Annotated in this window: 10 protein-coding genes; 1 reads left to right on the forward strand and 9 read right to left on the reverse strand. The window is 71.6% G+C overall.

From position 1 onward, the window contains the following. The 5 genes from ACFV4K_RS20240 to ACFV4K_RS20260 form a co-directional block, all read right to left on the reverse strand. A partial coding sequence (locus ACFV4K_RS20240; RefSeq protein WP_379276744.1) for an amino acid adenylation domain-containing protein occupies positions 1-4,509 on the reverse strand: 4,509 nt, incomplete at its 3' end. Continuing rightward, a complete protein-coding gene (locus ACFV4K_RS20245) occupies positions 4,506-9,569 on the reverse strand; it encodes an amino acid adenylation domain-containing protein (protein ID WP_379276746.1) in 5,064 nt (1,687 codons plus the stop codon). The genes ACFV4K_RS20240 and ACFV4K_RS20245, both read right to left, overlap by 4 nt. Positions 9,570-9,588: 19 nt before the next feature. After that, the gene (locus ACFV4K_RS20250) at positions 9,589-12,876 is read right to left on the reverse strand and encodes an SDR family NAD(P)-dependent oxidoreductase (protein WP_379276748.1); all 3,288 of its coding nucleotides are present in this window, start codon (positions 12,874-12,876) and stop codon (positions 9,589-9,591) included. Continuing rightward, entirely contained in the window at positions 12,869-14,176 is a 1,308-nt protein-coding gene (locus ACFV4K_RS20255) for a polyketide synthase (RefSeq protein WP_379276773.1), read from the reverse strand. Before ACFV4K_RS20255 ends, ACFV4K_RS20250 begins: the two co-directional genes overlap by 8 nt. Positions 14,177-14,181: 5 nt before the next feature. Then, positions 14,182-14,937: a thioesterase II family protein gene (locus tag ACFV4K_RS20260; RefSeq protein WP_379276749.1), complete on the reverse strand. Its 756-nt coding sequence runs from the start codon at positions 14,935-14,937 to the stop codon at positions 14,182-14,184. Positions 14,938-15,093: 156 nt separating this feature from the next. Here ACFV4K_RS20260 and ACFV4K_RS20265 point away from each other — a divergent pair, with 156 nt between their 5' ends. After that, complete coding sequence (locus tag ACFV4K_RS20265) at positions 15,094-15,750, forward strand: GNAT family N-acetyltransferase (RefSeq protein ID WP_379276751.1); 657 nt, start codon at positions 15,094-15,096, stop codon at positions 15,748-15,750. On the opposite strand, the gene ACFV4K_RS20270 is transcribed toward ACFV4K_RS20265, so the two are convergent. The 4 genes from ACFV4K_RS20270 to ACFV4K_RS20285 form a co-directional block, all read right to left on the reverse strand. Next, positions 15,705-17,000 (reverse strand): SidA/IucD/PvdA family monooxygenase, encoded by a 1,296-nt coding sequence (locus ACFV4K_RS20270; RefSeq protein WP_379276753.1) that lies wholly within the window; start codon positions 16,998-17,000, stop codon positions 15,705-15,707. The two genes, ACFV4K_RS20265 and ACFV4K_RS20270, sit on opposite strands and share 46 nt — an antisense overlap. Positions 17,001-17,184: 184 nt before the next feature. After that, entirely contained in the window at positions 17,185-18,921 is a 1,737-nt protein-coding gene (locus tag ACFV4K_RS20275; protein WP_379276754.1) for an ABC transporter ATP-binding protein, read from the reverse strand. Then, positions 18,918-20,801: an ABC transporter ATP-binding protein gene (locus ACFV4K_RS20280; protein ID WP_379276756.1), complete on the reverse strand. Its 1,884-nt coding sequence runs from the start codon at positions 20,799-20,801 to the stop codon at positions 18,918-18,920. The genes ACFV4K_RS20275 and ACFV4K_RS20280 overlap by 4 nt, the downstream gene beginning before the upstream one ends. A gap of 94 nt (positions 20,802-20,895) precedes the next feature. After that, complete coding sequence (locus tag ACFV4K_RS20285) at positions 20,896-21,732, reverse strand: DUF4190 domain-containing protein (RefSeq protein WP_379276758.1); 837 nt, start codon at positions 21,730-21,732, stop codon at positions 20,896-20,898. Positions 21,733-21,832: the final 100 nt, after the last annotated feature.

Genomic DNA, 21,832 nt, shown 5'->3' on the forward strand with positions numbered 1-21,832 from the left:
CCACAGTTCGGTGAGGCGGGTGGCTTCCGCCTCGGTGAACAGGGTCTCGCTCCAGCGCCAATTCGCGGTCAGCTGCGGTCCTTCCGGGGTAGAGCCGATGCCCGCGATGACATCGAGGGCGTAGCGCAGCGGCAGATCCGGTTCCGGATCCAGCGGCAGCGACTCGTTGAGCGGGCCGGTGAGCAGCGACCACGAGTCGGCGGCCTGGCCGCTGAGGTCCACGCGGCCCAGGTAGTTGAACTCGACCTGCGGGTGCCGCGCGGTGGCCAGCTCCGGCACGCCGGTGGTGTAGCGCAGCAGGCCGTAATCCAGGCCGCCGTTCGGGATGGCGGACAGCTGCGCGGTCACCGCGTCCAGCAGGGCGCGGGCCGCCGCCGGATCCTGTTCGGCGCGTTCGATGTCCACCGTCGCGCCCGCGCCCAGGCGGACCGGGAAGACGGTGGTGAACCAGCCGAGGGTGTTGCTGGTATCGGTGCCGAGCAGGTCGTCGGCGCGACCGTGCCCCTCGAGCGCGATGAGCGCGCCGTGCGCGGGATCCTGGGCGCGCTCGCGCCGCCAGCTCGCCAGGGTGACGGTGAGGGCGGTGAGCAGGAATTCGCGCACGCCTTCGTCGCGGGTGAGGGAGGCCAGCACCCGTTCGGTCACGGGGACCGGGGTGACGGCCGTGGCGACCCGCAGCGACGACCAGGTGTCGGTGTCCGGGTACGGGATGCGGCGGCCGATGGCCGGGTCGGGGGCGTCCAGCTGGTCGCGCCAATACGCGCTCTGGGACAGGATTTCCGCCGATTCGGCGCGCTCGGCCATGCGCCGGGAGAACTCCCGGTACGAGGTGGACTCCGGCAGCGCGCCGCCCTCGCCGAGGGCCGCGATCAGCAGGTGCCACGACACCACGTCGACGGCCAGGTGGTGGATGGTGAGCAGCAGGACGTCACCCTGATCGGTGCCCGAGAACCAGGCCGCGCGCACCATATCGCCGGTGCGCGGGTCGATCTCGTCCATCAGGACCCGGGCCACGCTGTGCACGGCCTTGGCGGTGTCGGCGGGATCGGTGATGTGGGTGAGGATGTCGGCCGCCCGCACCGTGCCGGGCGGTGCGGTGACCAGGCGCGGGCCGTCCTCGGTGTCGGCGAGGCTGGAGCGCAGCGTGTCGTAGCCGTCCAGCACGCCCTGAAGCGCGGCCTCGATGGCCTGCCGGTCGATGCCGGTGGGCAGGCGCAGCAGCGCGGTCTGGGTGAAGCGGCGGTAGTCGCCGTACTCGTGCATCCACGACACCACCGGAAGCGGCCGCACCGCACCGTAATCCGCGACCTTCTCGGCGGCGGCGGTCTCGGCCGCGTCGAGAGCGGCGGCCAGTTCCCGGATGGTGGGGGTGGCCAGGACCATGCGCGGGGTCAGGGTGAGACCGCGGCGGCGGGCCTTGTTGACCAGGGAGATGGCGACGATGCTGTCCACGCCGAGGGCGAAGAAGTCGTCGTCCACGCCGGGCGCGCGGCCGTCGAAGAGCTCGGCCAGCAGTTCGGCGAGTTCCTTCTCGGTGGCGGTGCGCGGCGCGGTGTCGGAGCCGGTGTCGGCCAGGGCGGCCTCGGCCAGCCGGGTCAGGGCCGGACCGTCGAGCTTCCCGTTGGCGTTGACCGGCAGCTGCGGCAACGCGAGCACCCGGGCCGGAATCATGTAGGCGGGCAGGCTCTCCGAGAGCGCGGCGCGGGTGCGCACCGGGTCCACGACCCGATCCGCCCGGCCGACCACGAAGCCCACCAGGCTCGCCCCGCCCGCCCGGCGGACCACGGTGACGGCCGCGGTGTCCACGCCGGGCAGCCGGCGCAGCGCGGTCTCGATCTCGCCGATCTCGATGCGGTAGCCGCGCACCTTGACCTGCGCGTCGGCGCGGCCCAGGTAGCCGAGGCCGCCGTGCGGCAGGTGCCGGACCAGGTCGCCGGTGCGGTACATGCGGCGGCCGGGTCGGAACGGGTCGGCCACGAACCGGTCCGAAGTCGTTGCCGCGCGGCCGATGTAGCCGCGGGCCAGCTGCGGACCCGACAGGTACAGCTCGCCGACGACGCCGCCGGGGACCGGGCGCAGCATGGAATCCAGGACATAGCCCGACATTCCGGCATTGGGGGTGCCGATGGTCGGGGTCTCGAATTCGGCGATGGGGGCGACCACGGCCTCGACGGTGGTCTCGGTCGGGCCGTAGCAGTTGTACACCGCGGTCCCGCCGTGTCCGCTGCCGGCGCTGAGGGCCAGCTCGCGTAGTCGCGCCCACAGGGCGGCGTCGATGGCCTCGCCGCCCAGTGCCAGCACCGGCAGTTCGCGGTCGACCAGTCCGGCGGCATTGAGCTGCGCGAACATCGACGGGGTGGTGTCGATCATGTCGATGTCGCTCGCGATCATGCCCGCGCACAACCGGTGCGCGTCGCGCATCTCCACGGCGTCGAACAGGTGGATGGCCTGCCCGGCCAGCAGGCCGACCATGGGCTGCCAGGAGGCGTCGAAGCTCAGCGACCAGGCGTGCGCGATGCGCAGGGGGCGGCCCAGCCGCGCCATGGCCGGGCCGTAGACGCGGTCACGGTGATCGGCGAAGTAGGCCATGAGCGCGGCCTGGGTTCCGGCGACGCCCTTGGGCTCACCGGTCGAGCCGGAGGTGAAGATGAGGTAAGCGAGCTGATCCGGGTGGCGGACGACCCGCGGGGTCGCGATATGCTCGCCCGAAAGTCCCTTCACGACAGGGGAATCGTCCAGCACCAGCACCGGACCGGTCAGCAAGGTGCCCTCGGGGTCGAGGTCGCCGCGGGTGGCGGCATCGGTGATCACCAGCGCCGGGTTCGCCTGCCGCAGGATCGATTCGATGCGGGACGCGGGCAAGGTGGTGTCCACCGGCACATACGCGCCGCCCGCAGCGAACGCGGCCAGCAGTGCGATGATCGAGCGTGGCGAGCGTGGCATGACCAGCGCCACAACGCTTTCCGCGCCGACACCGCATCCGGCGAAGTCGACCGCCTGGCGGGCCGCCAGCTCCCGCAGCTCCCGGTAGGTCAGCCGGAGTCCCGAACTATCCTGGAGCGCAATGGCTTCCGGCGTGGCGGCGACCTGTCGTTCGAACAGCTCCCACACCGAATCGGCGGGCTCGGCCGGGTCGCCGCTCGGGGTCTCGGCGGCGGCGAACACGGCGCGCTCGGCGTCGGTGAGCACGCTGAGCGCGTCCGGTGTGGCCGACCCGATTCCGGGCAGCTGACGCAGCACGGCGAGCAGCCGCTCGCCGAGGCCCTCGGCGGGCAGGTACGGCAGGGCGGCGGGCATGGCCTCGAGCTGGACCAGCAGTTCGTCGCCGCTCATGTGGGCGACCACGGTGAGCGGGTAGTGCGCGAGGGATTCCATCTCGACCGGCCGGAACCGGGCCCCGTCGGGGGCGGTGACGGTGCGGATGGCGTCGTCGATGGGCGCGTTCTCGAACACGAACAGGGTGTCGAAGAGGGTGCCGTGTCCGGCGGCGCGCTGCACCGACGACAGGCTCACGTGGCCGATGTCGCGCATGGCCGCGCATTCGCGCTGCAGGCGCGCGCACTGCTCGACCACCGACAGCTCGCGGTCCAGGCGGTGGGTGACCGGCACGGTGTTGATGAACAGCCCGACCATGCCCTCCACGCCCGGAAGCTGTTCGGGGCGACCGGAAATGGTGGTGCCGTAGACGACGTCGCGGCGGTCGGTGAGGCGGCCGAGCAGGACCGTCCAGGCGAACTGCACCGCGGTGTTGAGGGTCAGGCCGTGGGCGCCCGCCCAGGACCGGACGGCCTCGGTGTCGGCGGCCGACAGCAGCAGCCGGGTCTTCTCCGGCACCGCGTCGGCGGCGATCGGCGCGCCGCCCGCCAGCAGCAGCGGCCCGGTCAGCTCGGCGAGGTAGTCGGTCCACCGCTGGGTGACGGCCGCGGTGTCCTGTGCGCCGAGCCAGGCGATGTAGTCGCGGTACGGACGCGGTTTCGGCAGTGCGGCAACGGATCCGCCCGCCTGGTAGACGGCCAGCAGTTCGGTGAAGTAGATCGCCACCGCCCAGCCGTCCATCAGGATGTGGTGGGCGGTGAGGATCATGCGCCGCACGCCGGTCTCGGGCACGGTGAGCAGCAGCACCCGCAGGGCGGGGCCGCGGCTCAGGTCGAACGGGACCCGCCGTTCGGCGGCGGCGAGATCGTCGAATTCCTCGGGCCGCACGTCCTCTTCGGTCCACGGCATCTCGGCGTGGGCGGGCACGATCTGCACCGGCCGCGGCACGTTCTCATCCCAGAACGCGGCGCGCAGGTTGGGATGGCGGTCCAGCATGGCCTGGGCGCTGCGCCGCAGTAGGCCGGTGTCGAGCGGGCCATCGATGTCCACCACGAATTGCATGGTGTACAGGTCGATTCCGTCGCCGGCGAGCCGCGACAGCGAGAACAAACCCTCCTGTAGCGGGCTCAGCGCGAGGACGTCCTCGATTCGCGGCGGGGCGGCGGCGCTCGGGCTTCCAGCGGCGGCGGTCATCGTGCTCCCCAGGAGGCGGTCAGGGCGGCGAGGGCGTCGGCGTCGAGGCCGGAGGCGCTCATGGGTGCGGATTCCTCCTGTGGAATCGACTCCGCTTGCGCGGCAATGGATTCGGCGGCGTCGACCGCGGCGGCCAGTTCGGCGATGGTGAGGTGCTCGAACACCAGCTGCGGGGTGAGCGCCAGGCCGAGCGCGGTGGCGCGGGCCGACCACTGGATGGAGATGACGCTGTCGCCGCCGAGGGCGAAGAAGTTGTCGTCGGCCTCGACATCGTCGATCTCGAGCAGCTCCTCCAGCAGGTCGATGAGGGCGCGTTCGGTGGCGGAGTGGTCGCCGGTGGCCACCGCGAGGGTCTGCGCGGCGGGTGCGGGCGGCGCGAGCAGCCGGTCCAGGTCGGCGACCGGCAGCACCTCGAGCTCGACCACGGTGCGGTCGGGCGCGGTCGCGTACGCCTCCAGGGTGGTCACCAGCGCGGACCCGATGAGCCGCACGGTCTCCGGCTCGTACAGGTCGGCATTGGCGACCACGCGCACGGCCAGTCCGCCGTCGCCGGTGACGTTCACCGAGAAATTGAGATCCAGGAACGACACGTCGAAGTCGACGGGCAGCACGGTGGCGGTGGTGGCGCCGGCCACGGTCACCGTCGCCGGGGCCCAGTCCGCGCCGCGGAAGTGCAGCATGCTCTGGAACAGTGGATTGCGGGAACGGGAACGCGCCGGGTTGAGGGCCTCCACCAGGCGTTCGATCGGAAGTTCCTGGTGCGCGTGGGCGTCCAGCACCACCTCGCGGCCCCGGCGCACGGTGTCGCGCAGGGTCGGCGTACCGGACAGGTCGTTGCGCAGCACCGCCATATTGGCGAACAGGCCGACCAGCGGCGCGGTGGCCGGGTCGACACGGCTGGCCACCGGGGTGCCGAGGGCGATGTCGGAGCCGCCGCCCAGCTTGTGCAGCAGGGTCGCGACAGCGGCCTGGTAGACCATGAATTCCGTTGCGCCGCAGGACTCGGCGAGGGCCGCGAGCCCGGTGCGCAGGGCCTCGGGGGCGGCGAAGGTGGCGACCTCGCCGCGCTTGCCGAGCACCGCGGGCCGGGCCCGGTCGGGCGCGACGTCGATCTGGTCCGGGACGTCGGCGAGCGCGCCGCGCCAGTGCTCGAGCTGCGCCCGGCCGTAGTCGCGCGCCGCGGAATCCGTTCCCGGCCCGAAGACATCGTGCTGCCACAGCACGTAATCCGCGTACTGCACGGCGAGCGGAGTCCACTCCGGAGCCCGGCCGCCCTCGACGCGGGCACGGTAGGCGGCGATCAGGTCGTCGAGCAAGATGCCCAGCGAGGCGTGGTCGGCCACGATGTGGTGCACCAGTAGCGACAGCACCTGGGTGCTCGGGTCGAGCACCAGCAGCCGGGCGCGCAGCAGCGGCTCGGATTCGACGGTGAAGGCGTAGCGGCCGATCTCGGCGAGTTCGTCCGCCAGCAGTTCGGGGTCGACGCCGGTCACGTCGAGCGCGACCTCCCCGGCCGCCCGGATCGCCTGGTACGGAATACCGTCCTGCTCACCGAATCCGGTGCGCAGCGCCTCGTGCCGGGCCACCACGTCGATGAGCGCGGCGCGCAGCGCGGGAATGTCGAGGCCGCCGTCGAAACGCACGGCGAAGGGCAGATTGCCGACCGCGCTGGGGCCGTCCATGCGGTACTGGAACCACATGGCCAGCTGCGAGTACGACAGCGGCAGCCGCTCGGGGCGCTCCCGTTCGGTGACGGCGGGGCGGCCGGAAACCGGTGCGGGGACCACAGTTTCGACCGGCTCGGCGGTCTCGTCCTCGTCATCCATGGCGTCGAGGTCGATGCCGAACTCGTCACGGAACCGGGCGACCAGACCGGCCGCGAGACCGGCCGGGGTCGGGGTGTCGAACACGATCCGCACATCCAGCTCGACACCGAACTCCGCGCGGATCTGCGCGACCAGGCGGGCCGCCAGCAGCGAATGGCCGCCCAGTTCGAAGAACGAATCGTCCGCGCCGACGACCGGGACGCCGAACAGGTGCGAGTAGATCCCGCACAGGCGGCGTTCGGTGGCGGTGGCGGGCGCGCGGTGCACGCGCTCCACGGCCGGGGCCGGGGCGGGCAGGGCGCGCTTGTCCAGCTTGCCGTTGACGGTCAGCGGGATCTCGTCGATCACGGCGAAAGCGCTGGGCACCATGTACTCCGGCAGCGCGGCGGCGGCCCGGGCGCGGACCTGCTCCACGTCCACGGTCGCGCCGGCGGCGGGCACCAGGTAGGCGGCCAGCTGGGCGCCGACGACCGGATCCTCGGTCACCACGACCACGCAGTGGCCGACGGTCGGGTGCGCGGCCAGCGCGGACTCCACCTCGCCGAGTTCGATCCGGAAGCCGCGCACCTTCACCTGCTCGTCGGCGCGGCCGACGAAGTCGATCTCGCCGAACTCATTGCGGCGGGCCAGGTCTCCGGAGCGGTACAGGCGCGCGCCCGGGGTGAAGGGGTCGGCGACGAACCGGCTCGCGGTGAGGGCCGGGCGGCCCAGGTAGCCGCGCGCCAATTGCGCACCGCCCAGGTAGATCTCGCCGACCACACCGGCGGGCACCAGCTGCAGGGCCTCGTCGAGCAGGTAGGCGTGCACGTTCTGATTGGGGACACCGATCGGCACGATCCCGGTGCCCTGCGGGCCCGACACCGGCTGATGGGTGGCGCATACGACGGCCTCGGTCGGGCCGTAGTGGTTGCGCAGTTCGGCGTCGAAGACGGTCGCGAACTTGTCGGCCACCTCGCCCGGCAGCGCCTCGCCGCCGACCGGGACGTGACGCAGCGCCCGCCAGTCGCTCACCTCGGGCAGCAGCAGGAAGGTGCTGAGCATGGACGGCACCATGTGCAGCACGGTGACGCCGCGGCGGGTGATCAGATCGGCGACGTAGCGGATGTCGCGGAACGCCTCCGGCTTGGGCACGATCAGGCGCGCGCCCAGCGCGAGGGTGACGAAGATGTCGAGCAGCGAGGCGTCGAAGGACACCGAGGACGACTGCAACAGCACGTCTTCCGAGGTCATCCCCCATTCGGCGGTGAAGCTGACCACGTGCTCGGCGATCGCGGCGTGCGAGACCGGGACGCCCTTGGGCTTGCCCGTCGACCCCGAGGTGTAGATGACGTAGGCCAGGTTGGCCGGCAGCAGCGGGCGGACGCGGTCGGCGTCGGATGGGTCGGTGTCTGGCAGCCCGGCGGCGGCCTCCTCCGCGGCGTCGAGCTCGACCCGGCCCAGCACCAGCCGCGGGGCGGCGTCGGCGATCAGGTAGTCGATGCGGTCGTCCGGGTAGGCGGGGTCGATGGGCAGGTAGGCCGCGCCCGCCTTGAGCACGGCGTAGACGGCCACGATGAACTCGACCGAATTGCTCATGCGCAGGGCGACGATGTCCTCGCCGCCCAGGCCCTCGCGAATCAGCCAGTGCGCCAGGCGGTTCGCACGGCGGTTCAGGGCGGTGTAGGTGAGTTCGGTGTCGTCCGACACCAGGGCGAGGGTCTCGGGTCCGGCGGCGACGGCGGCCTCGAACAGGTCGACCATGGTGGTGTCGTCGGAGGGCGCCTGCGCGCCGCGCGACTGCTCCAGGATCGCGGTGCGGTCGTCGCCGCCCAGCATGTCGAGGTCGGCGAGGCGGGCGGCGGGCGCGCTCAGCGCCCGATCCAGCAGGCGCACGAAGTGTTCCAGCATGCGCCGCACCAGCGGCTCGGACAGCACGTCCACCTGGTACTCGGCCTCGAGCACCGCGCCGTGCGCGCTCTCGGTGACGACGGCCAGGGCCAGCGGCACCTGCGCGGTCGGCGCGCCCAGCTCGTCCAGCTGCACCGAGGAGACCTCGCGCAGCGCGAAACCGTCGGCGCTCTTGCGGACGCTGAAGCCCAGGCGCACCAGCTGATCCATGCCGTCGCGGCCGGCGACCCGCTCCGGGTTCACCTCGCGGACGACGCGGTCGATGCCCACGGCCTGATGCGCGAAGGCGTCCAGGCAGGTGCGCTTGGTGGACTCGACCAGACCGGTGAAGGTCTCGGTGCGGGCGAAGGTCTCGCGCAGCAGCAGGGTGTTGCCGAAGTAGCCGATGAGCTGTTCGGCGGCGGCCGAGCGACGGTTGGTGACCGGGATGGACACCAGGAAGTCCTCGGCCGCGGTGTAGCGCTGGATCAGCGCGGCGTACCCGGCGAGCAGCACCATGAAGGGGCTGGCCGCGTGCTCACGGGCGAAGGCGTCCACCCGGTCGAGCAGGTCGGCGGGCAGCGCCGCGGTGCAGCGGTCGGCGCGCTTGGAGGGTGCGGCCACGGCCGCGCCGGGTAGCTCGAGCGGTTCGGGCAAGGGGCGCAGGGTGTTCCGCCAGTAGGCGATGTCCGCCTCGTCGTCGGCGGGGGCGTCGAGGACCTCGAGGTCGACGAACTGCGCGGGCGGGGCGGTCTGCGCGGCGCCGTTGTAGGCGGCGTTCAGGTCGGTGAAGAACACGCCCCAGGCGTCGTCGTCCCAGCAGCCGTGGTGCGCCGACAGCAGCAGCACCCACTCCTGGGTTCCGGTGCGCGCCAGCGTGATCCGCAGCGGCAGTTCGGTCGCCAGATCGAAGGGGCGGCCGAACTCCCGGCGGGCCAGCACCTCCACCCGCACCGGGCGGGCGGACTCGGCCAGGTCGGTCAGATCGTGCGACTGCCAGGGCAGGGTGATCTCGTCGGTGAACACCTGGAAGGGCTCACCGTTCTCGTCCACACCGAAGGTGGTGCGCAGCACGTCGTGCCGGGCGAACACCGACGCCACCGCCTGCCGCAGCCGCTCCTCGTCCAGCGCGCCGGTCAACCGGTACGCCACGCAGATGTTCAGCGTGGTGTCCTCGGGATCGCGGGTCTGCAGGAACCACATGCGGCGCTGACCGGCCGACAGCGGCCGCCGCTCCCCCGCCGCGGTGCGGCGCACCGGGGCGGCGGTGTCGACGGCCAGGCCCTGCTCGGCCAGCTTGCGCCGCAACAGTTCCCGGCGGCGGTCGGCGACGGAGCTTCCGGCCACGGTGGCATCGGTGTCTGACATGAAATCTGGCCCCTAGCCCTTAGTTGGTGTTCGCTGCCATGAGCAGCACGACATCGTCGAGTGACGCGCCGCCGAGAATCGCGGCGACCGGCAGATCCCGGTCCAGCGACGCCTGCACGCGCTTGCGGAAGTCCAAGGCCTGCAAGGAATCCAGGCCCAGGGCGACCAGCGGCACCGAACGGTCGATGCTGTCGCCGGTGTCGATGCCCATGACGCGTTCGAGCTCGGCGAGCACCTGATCCGCCAGCGGGCGGTCGGCGACGACCGGCGCGGGCGCCGCGGGAGCGACGGGCGCCGGCGCGATCTCGGCCGCGACGGGCGCTTCCGGCGCCGCGGCGACGATCGCCGGGATCGGTTCCGGCTCAGGCACTTCCGACAGCACCGATGCCTGACCGAACGCGCCCATGACATCGCGCAGGAACGGCCAGTCCGCGGAGATGACGATGGCGTCCGTCGGCTGCCCGGTGAATCCGGCGGCGATCGCGTCGGCGGGATGCATCGGGAAGACCCCGGCGCCCTCGACCCGCGCCATGCCCGCCTCGTCCAGCGGACCCGCGACACTCCACAGGCCCCACTCCAGCGACGAGCAGTCGATGCCGCGCTCCCGCACTCGGCGGGCCAGCACATCCAGCATCCGGTTGGTGACCGCGTACAGGATCTGCCCGCGTCCACCGAGGGTCGCGGCCATGGACGAGCACAGCAGCACCCGGCCGGTCGCGCTCAACGGCACCGCGCCCAGCACGGCTTCCAGGCCCAGCACCTTCGACGCGGCGGCGGTGGCCACCATGGCGGCGGTGATCTCCTCGATGCCCGCGTCCACATAGTTGACGGCGGCGTGGACGAGCAGGCTCACCGGCCGCTCCCCCAGGCTCGACGCCAGGCGCGCCACATCCGCGGCGGCATTCACATCACAGGCCTCGACCACGATCTCGGTGGCTCCGGCGGCCCGCACCCGCGCCACATCCGCGGCGGCCGCACCGGATTCGCCGGACCGGCTGACCAGGGTGACCCGGCCCGCGCCCTGCCGGGCGAAATGCTCCGCGAACAGCAGGCCGAGCTTGCCGGTGCCGCCCACGATCAGCACGTGATCGAGATCGGCGGCAGCGCCCGGCTCGGACTCGTCGGCCACCAGGCGCTTGACGAAGACCTTCCCACCGCGCAGCGCGACCTCCGGCTCACCGGCCGTATGCAGCGCCGCCACCATCCGATTCGACTCCGCGGTCCCGGCGTCTACCGCGAGATCCAGGTGCCGGAACCGCACGCCGGGCTTCTCCACACCGACACACCGGAATCCGGAGGCCACCGCGCCGTGGAACAGCTGCGGCAGCCGGTCCTCGGGCACCACATGCTCGCCGCCGACCGTCACCAGCCAGCAGTCACCGCCCGGGCGCAGCGCGTCCAGCGCGGGCAACCAGGCGCGCCCGGCGAAGAATTCGCTCAGCTCGGCGATGGCCGCCGCACTGGACTCCTCCGGCAGCGCGGGCCACAGCACCACGACGCTGTCGAACGCCTCGGGCGACTGTGGCGAAGCCACCTTTGCGGTGAGCGTCTCGCTCGCCGCGCTATCCAGGTTTGCGGCCCCGCCGGTTCCCTTGCCGGTCACGAAGTTCGGCTCGGTCCCGATCGAATCCACCGGGGTCGCCGAGTCGCCGCCGGAGGCAGGCGCGGCCGGAGTCGGCGCAGTCTCGGCGGGAGCCAACGCAGTCGCCGCCGGGGTCAGGACGGTGGCGGTCGCGCCGTATCGGTCGGCGGCGGCCAGCAAGGCCGACAGCCGATCGGCGCAGCGGCCGGTCGGGTCGACGAAGGCCAGGCGGCGCGGGGCGGTCAGGGAGCGGCGCTCCCACGGGGTCCAGTGTTCCACCAGGCGTTGGGGTTTCGGGACGGCCGGGGCGGGGGCGGTGATCTTGTCGGGGGCGTAGCCCGGGTTGGCCCACAGGCGCTTGGGGTTCATGACCGTGTGCGGGAAGTCGCGCAGCGGGAGCGCCGGGGCGGCGTCGGTGCGCAGGGCATTCCAGTCGTAGCCGAGGTCGTGGACCGCGACGGTCGCCAGGTTGCGGGTGAACTCGCGCAGCGAGGTCGCGGTGCGCAGGGAGGTGCCGAGGACCTTGAAGTCGCGGGGGCCGCGGGCCGGGTCCGGCGGGACCAGGGTCAGGTTCTCCTGGAGGGCCAGCTGCAGCACCGGATGCTCGACGACCTCGATGAGGGTGTCGACGCCGTCGCGGGCCGCCGCCACCACGGCGCGGTCGAAGCGGACGCGGTTGCGCAGGTTCCAGTACCAGTACTGTTCCTGGATCAGGTCGGCGGTGATGGGCGCGCCCAAGGTCGCCCCATAGCACTGGATTCGAGTGTCGAGGAAGGTCGCGCTGCTCATCTCGCCGCCGAGGAAGCCCTCGAACTCCTCGCGCAGCTCGGCCACGATCGAGGTGTGGGCCGGGTAGGCGACACCGATCTCGCGGGCGAACTGGCCCTGGGCGGTGGCCGCCGCGACCATGTCGGTGATGGTCTCGCGGTCACCGGAGATGGCCATGATGTGCGGGGCGTTCACCACCGACAGCTCGGCCCAGCCCGAGTTCCGCGCCAGCAGCGCCTCGCAGTCCTCGCGGTCCATGGCCAGCACCGCCATGGAGAAGCCGCGCGGGGACAGCCGCTCTACCAGGCGCGCACGATGGGTGACCACCAGGACGGCGTCACGCACCGACATCACCCGCGAGACCGCGCCCGCGGCCAGCTCACCCTGGCTGTGCCCGACGGTCGCGGCGGGCTCGACGCCCGCGGCCCGCCACATGGCGGCCAGACCGGCCATGTGGAACATCAAGGCGGGCTGTACTTCCCACACCGTGTCCTGGTACCGATCCTCGGAGCCGAGCAGGTAGTGCAGCGGCTGGTCGTGGCCGAAGCGTTCGGCGTGCAGGCCCGAGCACTCGTCGACCGCCGCCCGATAGGCCGGGGACAGCTCGTAGTACAGCTTGCCCATGCCCGGGCGCTGACTGCCCTGGCCGGGGAACACGAAACCGATCCGGCGCGCGGTGGCGGGACCCTCGCCGGCCACCACCGCGGCGTGCGCGGTCCCGGCGGCGACGGCGCGCAGCGCGTCGAGCAGTTCCTCACGTCCGGTGACCATGGCCAGCGATCGGTACCGGCGGGCGGTCCGGGTGCGGAACAGCATGTCCGCCACGCGATCCGGGGTGACCGCGGGCCGCGACTCCAGAAAGTCCAGGATGCCCGCGGCCTCGGCGCGCACACCGTCGGCGGTGTCGGACGAGAGCAGGACGGGGATGCTGCCATCGGGCAGCCGGTGGCTACACATCGCTTTCCTCCAGCTCGGGCAGGGCGACCAGGGCGTGCGCGTTGGTACCCGCGACACCGAACGAGGACACGGCCGCGTAGCGCACACCGTCCACGGCGGACCACGGCTCGAGCTCGGTGGCGAGCCGCAGACTGGTGGCGTCCCAATCGATTTCGCCGGTCGGGCGCTCGGCGTGCAGGGTGGGCGGGATCTGCCCGTGCATCCCGGCCAGCAGCACCTTGATCAGGGCCAGCAGACCCGAGGCCGCCTGCGCGTGACCGGCATTGGACTTCACCGAGCCCAGACGCGGGGTGTCGACGCGCTCGACGCCGTAAGTCGCGGCGAGAGCGGCCAATTCGAGCGGGTCGCCGACCGGTGTCCCGGTGCCGTGGCCCTCGATGAGCCCGACCTGCTCGGCGGTGATGCCGGACACCGCCAGGGTGTCGCGGATCAGCCGTTCCTGCGCGGCCGCGCTGGGCACCGCGATCGGCGCGCCCTTGCCGTTGTGGTTGACGCGCGAGCCCAGCAGCCGTCCGTACACCCGGTGTCCGAGCACCCGCGCCCGTGATTCCCGTTCCAGCACAACGACTCCCGCGCCCTCACCCCACAGCGTGCCGGTGGCGTCGGCGGCGTAGGAGCGGCAGTGGCCGTCGGAGGCCAGGGCGTTGTTCTTGGAAAACTCGTAGAACGCGCCCGGCGAACCCATGACGCACACTCCGCCCGCGAGCGCCCATTCGCACTCGCCCGCCCGGATGGCGGCGGCGGCCTGATGCACGGCGGTGAGGGCGGACGCGCACGCGGTGTCGACGCTGATCGAAGGCCCGGTCAGGCCCAGCCCGTGCGAGATCCGCCCGGCCACCGCGCCCAGCGCGGTCCCGGTGACCCGGTAGCCGCTGTGCTCGTTGACCGAGGCCACCCGGGGCCCGTACTCCATCACGGAGACGCCCATCCAGCAGCCCGCCGAATCGCCCTCCACCGCGGCGGGATTGATCCCGGCCTGCTCGAGCGCCCGCCAGGCCACTCGCATGCCGGCCCGCTGCTGCGGGTCCATGGCGACCGCCTCGCGCGGGGAGATGCCGAAGAACAGTGGATCGAACTCGGTCGCGCCGATGAGGAAGCCGCCCGCGTCGGGGACCGCGCCCCAGCCGTCCTGGGCGCCCAGACCCAGCAGTTCCGCCAGCGGCCAGTCCCGGTCCCGCGGGAACGGTCCCAGCAGTTCCCGGCCCGAGGCCAGCGCCGACCAGAATTCCGCGAGGGTGTCCACGCCGCCGGGCGCCTCGATGCCCATGCCGACGATCACGATCGGATCGCCGGAGTCCACACCGGTCACGCGACGACGCTCTTCTCCGCGACGAGCAGTTCGGCGATGCCATCCACGTGCTGGTCCAGGTAGAAGTGGCCGCCCGCGAACATGGTGACCCGGATGCCCGCGCGGGAGTGGCCCTCCCACGCGAACAGGTCACGCGGCGCGACGAATTCGTCCTCGTCGCCGCCGAGCACGTGAATGGGGGCGTCCACGGCGACCTCGGCCGGGCAGGAGTAGGCGTCGAAGGCGCGGTAGTCGGCCTTCATCACCGGCAGCGCCATGCGCAGCACGTCGCGGCTGCCCAGCACCTCCGCGCCGGTGCCGTTGAGCGCCGACATGTGGTCGAGCAGCGCCTCGTCGTCGGTGGGGTGGTTCGGCAGATCGGCGATGCGCGCGGGGGCGGCGGCCGAGGAGGCGGCCAGCAACTGCACGGTCAACCCGGCGGCCTCGGCCAGCCGGGCGAATTCGAAGGCGACGATCGCGCCCATGCTGTGGCCGAAAACGGTCAGCGGCGCACCCGAGTCGTGCGCGGAGTCCCGGAAGGCCTCGAAGGCTCCGGCGGCCATGTCCGGCAGCGTCTCCGCCGCGGCCTCGCGGGCGCGGTCCTGGCGGCCCGGGTACTGGAACACCACGACATCGAAGTCAGCGGCCATCTTCTTGGCCAAGACCCGGTACGCGGAGGCGCCCGCACCCGCGTGCGGGAAGATCAGCAGCGGTGGCGCGGATTCCGCACTCGGGGCCTGAAATTGCCTGATCCAGCCGAGTTCCCGTGCCATGTCCGCATCTCTCCTACGACCCACCCGACCGCATCAGCCGCCGGTTCCGCTTGTCCCCCTTGCAATGTCCGGGCAACCGTAACACCGTCTAGTTAGTATAGGCTAGCCTTACCAACTGGGGTGATCAAGCTAACCGACGAACGGAGCGCCACAGCGATGAACCGGACGACCTACGTCCTCGCGCGCGAACTCACGGACCTTCCGGACCACATCCGCCGCGCCCCCGCACCCGTGGTGCCCGAGTTCCCCGCACCGTTCACGCTGCGCCTGGTGGACGTCGAATCCGGCGACCCGGAGACCATCACCGAATGGATGCACCGGCCGCACCTGCTCGAGACCTGGGAACAGGCCTGGCACACCGACCGCCGTCGCCTCGACTGCGCGACCCAGCTGGCCGGAACCTTCTCCCGCCCCTGCGTTCTCGAATACGACTTCACCGCGCTCGACCGGCCCGACCTGGGCAATCGCGAGGTCGCCTATGTGGAGTTGTACCGGCCCGCCAAGGACGAGATCGCCCGCCTCTACGACGCCGACGCCCACGACATGGGCTTCCACATCGCCACCGCGGACACCAATCTCCTGGGCCGCGGCGTCATGTCGGAGTGGATGCGGCAGCTCGGCCGGGCGGTCCTGGCGGCCGAACCCGAATGCCGCCGACTGCTGTGCGAACCCGATCACCGCAACGCCCCCATGCGGAAGGCGTTGGAGAAGATCGGGTGGCAGCACCTCGGCGACTTCGACATTCGACCGGACCGTCGGATCTCGCTCTACACGCTGCCGCGGACCGCGGCGGACCTGCCCGAGATCCGGTAGCGCGGAACGGGATTCACCACCGGCTGCAGGACCCGGTCCGACAGCTCGCCCAGGCAGCTGAGATTCGGGAAACCCGGACCCTGCGCCATGGCGGCCATATTCGGCAGATACAGCTTGGCGTCCAGCCCGGACACCGCCAGGTCGTAGCCGATGGCCGCCTCCAGCCGCCCGTGCTCGAGCGGACCGCCGACGGCCAGCTCCAGCAGATCGGTTGCGGCGGAATCGAACAGATCCAGGAACCACAGCGGCTGCCCGCCCGTGGCGTCCACCACCAGATCGAAGGTATGCACCTGATCCGGGCGCAGATCGTTGCGCAGGGTCAGGGCCACCCGGTCGTCCTGCTCGGTCATGCTCACGACGCGGCCCTGCAGATGATGCACCCGGTTGTCACCCAGCAGGCTCTCCTGCACGCGCACCGAGAACACGCCGCGATCGGTGCGGCGGATGACATCCCGGCGCTCGGCCATGCCCAGCCCGGCCCACTTGGTCGGATCGCTGTAGAGCGAGTTCTCGAAATAGCTTTCCCCGCGGGTGTACAGCGTGGCCTTGGGCGAGATCACCGAGACCGTCAGCATGTCGTGGTTGACCAGCTCGTCCAGCGCCGAACCCGCGGTCTCGCCGCCGCCGATCACCGCGACGCGCGAGGACGGCGGCAGCTCGCGGCGGCCCGCCAGCTCCCAGAACTCGGAGATACTGAGCACCTTCGGGTGCTCGGCCAGGGCGCGGTCGCTGCGGCCGGGACCGGTGATCATGACGGCGTCGCAATCGATCTCGTCGACCCCGCCGTCGGCGTCTATGACCGAGACCAGCCAGCCGTCGGCCGCGGCGGCGATGCCCGTCACCGAACCCTGGACCAGGTCCATGTCGCAACGCCTGGCCACCCACCGCAGGTACTTGGCCCACACGTGATGCTGGGGGCTGGGACGGCCGCGGTCGATCCACTCGGCGTAGGTGCCGTGCTCGACCAGGAAGGCGGTCCAGCTGAACGCCCGCATGGCCTCGTCGATTTCGCGGTTGCGGCCGCGGGCCCAGGTGGAGTGGTACGGGAAGCCGACATCCTTTTCGGGGCTGGTGCCCAGGCGGTGCCGTCCGTCGGTCCAGCCGCCGGTCGGCAGCCAATTGCCGCCCACCGTCCGGGCTTCGACGACCGTCACCCGCGGCGCGGGCAGGCCCAGATCCCGCAGCACCCGCGACTTGGCCGCTACCGCCAGGGCTTTCGGCCCCGCGCCGACCACCAGAAGTGTCTCCACCGGTTCTCCGTCCCAGTTGCCCAACTGTTGCCTGCCTCGCACAACCCGCCAACTACTTAGGTTTGCATAGCCTTACCTTATAGTGCCCGACGGCGGTTGCGAAGCACTGAGACGAAAAGATCGGACAGAACACATGCCCCGCGCACGAATGGCCCCGGATCCCAAGGGATCCGGGGCCGTTCCGCTAGGCGGAGACCGGAGCCAGACGCCAGCCCGACGCCCGGGTGCGCTCGCTCCAGAAGGCGGCGTAGCGGCCGTCGAGGGCGATCAGCTCCGCGTGGGTGCCGCGTTCGACGATGCGACCGGCCTCCATGAACAGGATCTGATCGGCGTGCGCGATGGTCGCCAGCCGGTGCGCCACCACGAGTACCGTGCGGCCCCGGGTGAGTTCGTGCACACCGCGGACCACGGCCGCCTCGTTGTGCGGATCCAGCGCACTGGTCGCCTCGTCCAACAGCACGATCGGGGCGTCCTTGACCAGGGCGCGCGCGATCGAAACCCGCTGGCGCTCACCGCCGGACAGCGCCGAACCGCCCTCCCCGACCGCGGTCTGCCAGCCGTCGGGCAGCCGCTCGGCGATCTCGTCCACCCGCGCGGTGCGCGCGGCCGCGAAGACCTCGTCGTCGGAGGCGTCCGGGCGGCCCGCCCGAATGTTCTCCAGCACAGAGCGATCGAAGAGGTAGACGCTCTGGAAGACCAGCGCCAACCGGCTCAGCAGCGACTCGGCGGGCTGGTCACGGACATCGTGGCCGCCGACCGAGACCCGGCCCGAATCCGCGTCGTGGAACCGGGCCGCCAGCCGCAGCAGCGTGGACTTGCCCGCGCCACTGGGACCGACGATGGCCGTCGTGGTGCCGGGAGCGGCGGTGAACGAGATGTCCTCCAGGACCGTCTTGCCCGGGCCGTAACCGAAGGTGACGCCGTCGAACTCCACCCGCGCGGCAGCGTGCTCGACCGGGGAATCCGGCTGTGCCAGTTCCGGTTCCGCCAGCAGCGCGCTCACCCGATCGGCGGCGGCCGCGGCCGTGCGCAACGCGCCACCCAGCTGGGCGGCCTGGGTCAGCGGCTCGATGAAGCGCGCGCTCACCGCGATCAGGGCGATCGCCGCGGCGGCCGAGATCGCGCCGTCGGTGGCCCGGCCCACCACCAGGTACACCAGCACCAGGAAGACGGCCTGCACCACCAGCGCGAACCCGATCAGACCGGGCACCGCCGCGACGAGCATGCCGTGGGCGGCGGTGCGCTGGCGCGCCAGGGCCGCGTCCAGCGCCCGGTTACCCGCGCCGACCGCGCCCAGCGAACGCAGCATCGGCTGCGCCTGAGCGAATTCCAGCACCCGGGCGTTCGCCTCGGTCGCGGCCTCGTGCATGCGCTCGTCGGCCGTCACATAGGAACGGTTGGCCCACAGGTTCACCAGGAACAGCACCGGTGCGGTCACCAGCATGGCCAGCGAGATCCGCCAGTCCACGAACAGCATGCCCAGCGCGACGCCCAGCGGAACCAGCACGCCGGTCAGCATCTTCGCCAGCAGATAGGCGATCAGGCCCTGCACCTCGCGGACGTTCTCGACCATCACCCGCGACAGCTCACCCGCGTGCCGGTCGTCGAACCAGCCCAGCGGCAACGCGTTCAGATGATCGCCGAGCCGGGTCTGCAGGCCGTGCTGCATGCCGACGCCGACCCGCAGGCCCAGCACCGACTGCAGATAGCCGAACACCACCACCCCGGCCACGGCCAGCGCCAGCCACAGCGTCCACCACCAGGCCCGGCCCAGATCCTGGGCGAACAGGGCCTTCAGCACGGGCACCAGCAGCACGTACGCGGCCGCCTGCGACAGCGCCTGGGCCACGATCGCCAGCAGCAATCGCGATGTCAGCGCGGCGAATTCGCCCGGCACCAGGCCGAGCACCTTGCGGATCATCGGAGAGCCTCCTCGACATCGGCGCGAACCGGAGCGGCAGGACGGTCGGTGGCCGCGACATCGGCCAGGGTCGCCGCGTTGATCTCCCAGAGCCGCTGGTACAGGCCGCCGGCGGCGTGCAGGCTCGCGTGATCGCCCTGCTCGACGAGGGTTCCGTTCTTCAGCACCAGGATTCGGTCCACACCGGTGATGGTGTGCAGGCGGTGCGCGATCACCAGGACCGTGCGGCCGGCCACCAGCTCGGCCAGCGCGTCCTGGACAGCGGCCTCGGATTCGGGGTCGGCGAAGGCGGTGGCCTCGTCCAGCACCAGGATCGGGGTGTCGGCCAGCAGCGTGCGGGCGATCGAAAGCCGCTGCGCCTCACCGCCGGACAGCACGATGTCCACACCGATCTCGGAGTCGTAGCCGCGCGGCAGCGCCGTGATGCGGTCGTGGATGCGGGCGGCCCGGGCCGCGCGTTCCAGCTCGGCGAGGTCGGCCTCGGGGCGGGCCAGGCGCAGATTGTCGGCGATGGTGCCGCGGATCAGGCGCACGTCCTGGAAGACGAAGCCGACCGTGCGATACAGCTTCGCGCTCGGGATGTCGCGAATATCCCTGCCGCCGATGGTGATCCGGCCGCTGTCCACGTCGTAGAAGCGCGGCAGCAGCTTGGCCAGCGTCGACTTGCCGGAGCCGCTCGGGCCCACCAGGGCGGTCATGGTGCCGGGTGCCAGCTCGAGGTCGACGCCGCGCAGCACCTGATGATCGGCGCGGTAGCCGAAGCTCACGCCCTCGAAACGGATCAAGCCCGCGGGCGCGTCCGGCGCCGCGGATTCCCCGGCGCCGGAAGCCAATTCCGCGGTCTGCATGAGTTCGTGCAGACGCAGCGCGGCGTCACCGGCCGTGCGCAGCGCCTGCGTGCCGTAGCCCAGGCCCAGCAGCGAACTGCCCAGGCCCAGCCCGACCAGAAGGAACGGCAGCAGGTCGAGGGGCTCCAGCCAGTCCGGGCCGACACCCGCGAGCCCGGCCACCACGACCAGCAGCATGACGAACACCGGGGAGACCACGGTGTCGGAGATCGACTGCACCGTCATGACGGGCAGCTTCAGCCGCCGCAGCCGGTCGGTCTGCTCCTCGACGGCCGCGCGGAACTCGCTGTGCGCCTTGCCCGCTCGCCCGAAGGCCCGCACCACCTGGATGCCGTCCACGAATTCGACGGTGGCGGCGCGGGTGCGCTGTTCGGCGGAGTTGTAGGCGAGCAGCCGCTCCCGGCCGGGCTCGTCCAGCATGGCGCGCATGCACAGCGCGTACACGATCAGCGGGATCAGCAGGACCAGGGTCAGCCGCCAATCGACCGTGGCCAGGTACACCAGGGTCACCAGCGGCGCGGTCACCGAACCGATGAAGTCCAGGCGCGCGTGCGCCACCAGGTAGTGCAGCGCCTCGACGTCGTCCTGCAGGTACTTCTTCACGTCGGCGGCGGCGCGGGCGCCGAACCAGCCCAGCGGCACCCGGGTCAGCTTGTCGGCCAGCAGCCGGCGCAGGGTCAGCTGATAGCGCGCGTCGACGGCGTGCGACCAGGTCAACGCGACCGCCTGCAGGATCGCGCGGGCCACCAGGACCAGCACCGCGAGCAGCAGCAGCCGCCACACCCGATCGGTGTCGGGGACCTCCCGCAGCAGTTCGCGGCAGGCCGAGACGATCAGCAGGAACGGGACCACCGAGCAGACGGCGGCCACGGCCACGATCAGCCCGGCGGCCGTGAGCGGCCCGCGCACCGGCGCGAGGATCTCCTTGCGGGCGGCGGCTTCCGCCTGCCGCCGCGCCTTCGCCTCGGCCTTCGCGTCGGGCCCGCTCGGCTCGGGGCCCGCCTCGACCGCGGGCGGTGACTCGACCGTCATCAGTCCGCCTTCCACCTTCATCCGTCCGGCGCTCCCACGAACACCGGCGAGAAGATAGGTTAGGCTAACTTTTGCTTGACGACCACACCGAGGGTCAGCGCGGCACCTTCTTGGTCAGCTTCGAACCGTCCGCGTTGTGCACCATGCAGGTCGCGCGGCCGTTCGACTTGTTCCACTGGGTCTCGTTCGCCGGATAGAGGATGAACGACTCCAGCTTGTCGACCACCGGGCTCGAGGCCAGCAGCTTGTCCAGCTGCACCTGGCAGGCCTCGCTAGCCTTGTCGAAGGACGCGTCACCCGAACCCGGCCACGAACCCGGCAAGTGCACCTGGGTGATCACCTCGCCGTCGTGCGGGGAATCGCAGGGCAGCACGGTCACCTTGCGGATGTGGTTGTTCTCCTCCACCGTCTGCACGCAGTCACCGGTCTTCACCTCGTCGATGGAGATGGAGGTCGGCGAATCCGACAGGGCCGAGGTGCGGGTCGTATTGTCCTGCGCCGCCGTGGTGTTCGAATCGGTCACCGCGGCGATGGCCACGATGACCACGGCGAACACGACCCACAGACCCGAGGCGATCAGACCGGCGATGGCCAGGCCGCGCCCGGCCTGATTGCGCTGCTTGGTCTGATTCAGCGCGATCACGCCGAACGGGACGGCGAGCAGACAGGTACCGAGCAGACCGAAGATCAGTGCGGCGATGGCGAAGCCATTGGTGCCCTGCGCGGGCGGCGGCGCCACCGGATAGCCGGGCGGCATCGGCTGATAGCCGGGCTGGCCGTAATCCGGCTGACCGTAGGCGGGCTGAGGCTGACCGTAGCCGGGCTGCTGCCCGTAGTCCGGCTGGCCGTACGCGGGCTGACCGTATTCCGGCTGCCCGGGCTGCGGATAGCCGTACTGGCCAGGCTGCGGCTGACCGGGCTGGCCCGGCACGCCCTGAGGCTGTTGGTCGTTCGGATACACGAGACCCCCGATCACTGCGCTGACCCGGACATTCCAGGCGTCGGCCCACCGTACCTCGCAATCCGGACAT

The organism is Nocardia sp. NPDC059764, from assembly GCF_042732555.1.
Classification (GTDB): domain Bacteria; phylum Actinomycetota; class Actinomycetes; order Mycobacteriales; family Mycobacteriaceae; genus Nocardia.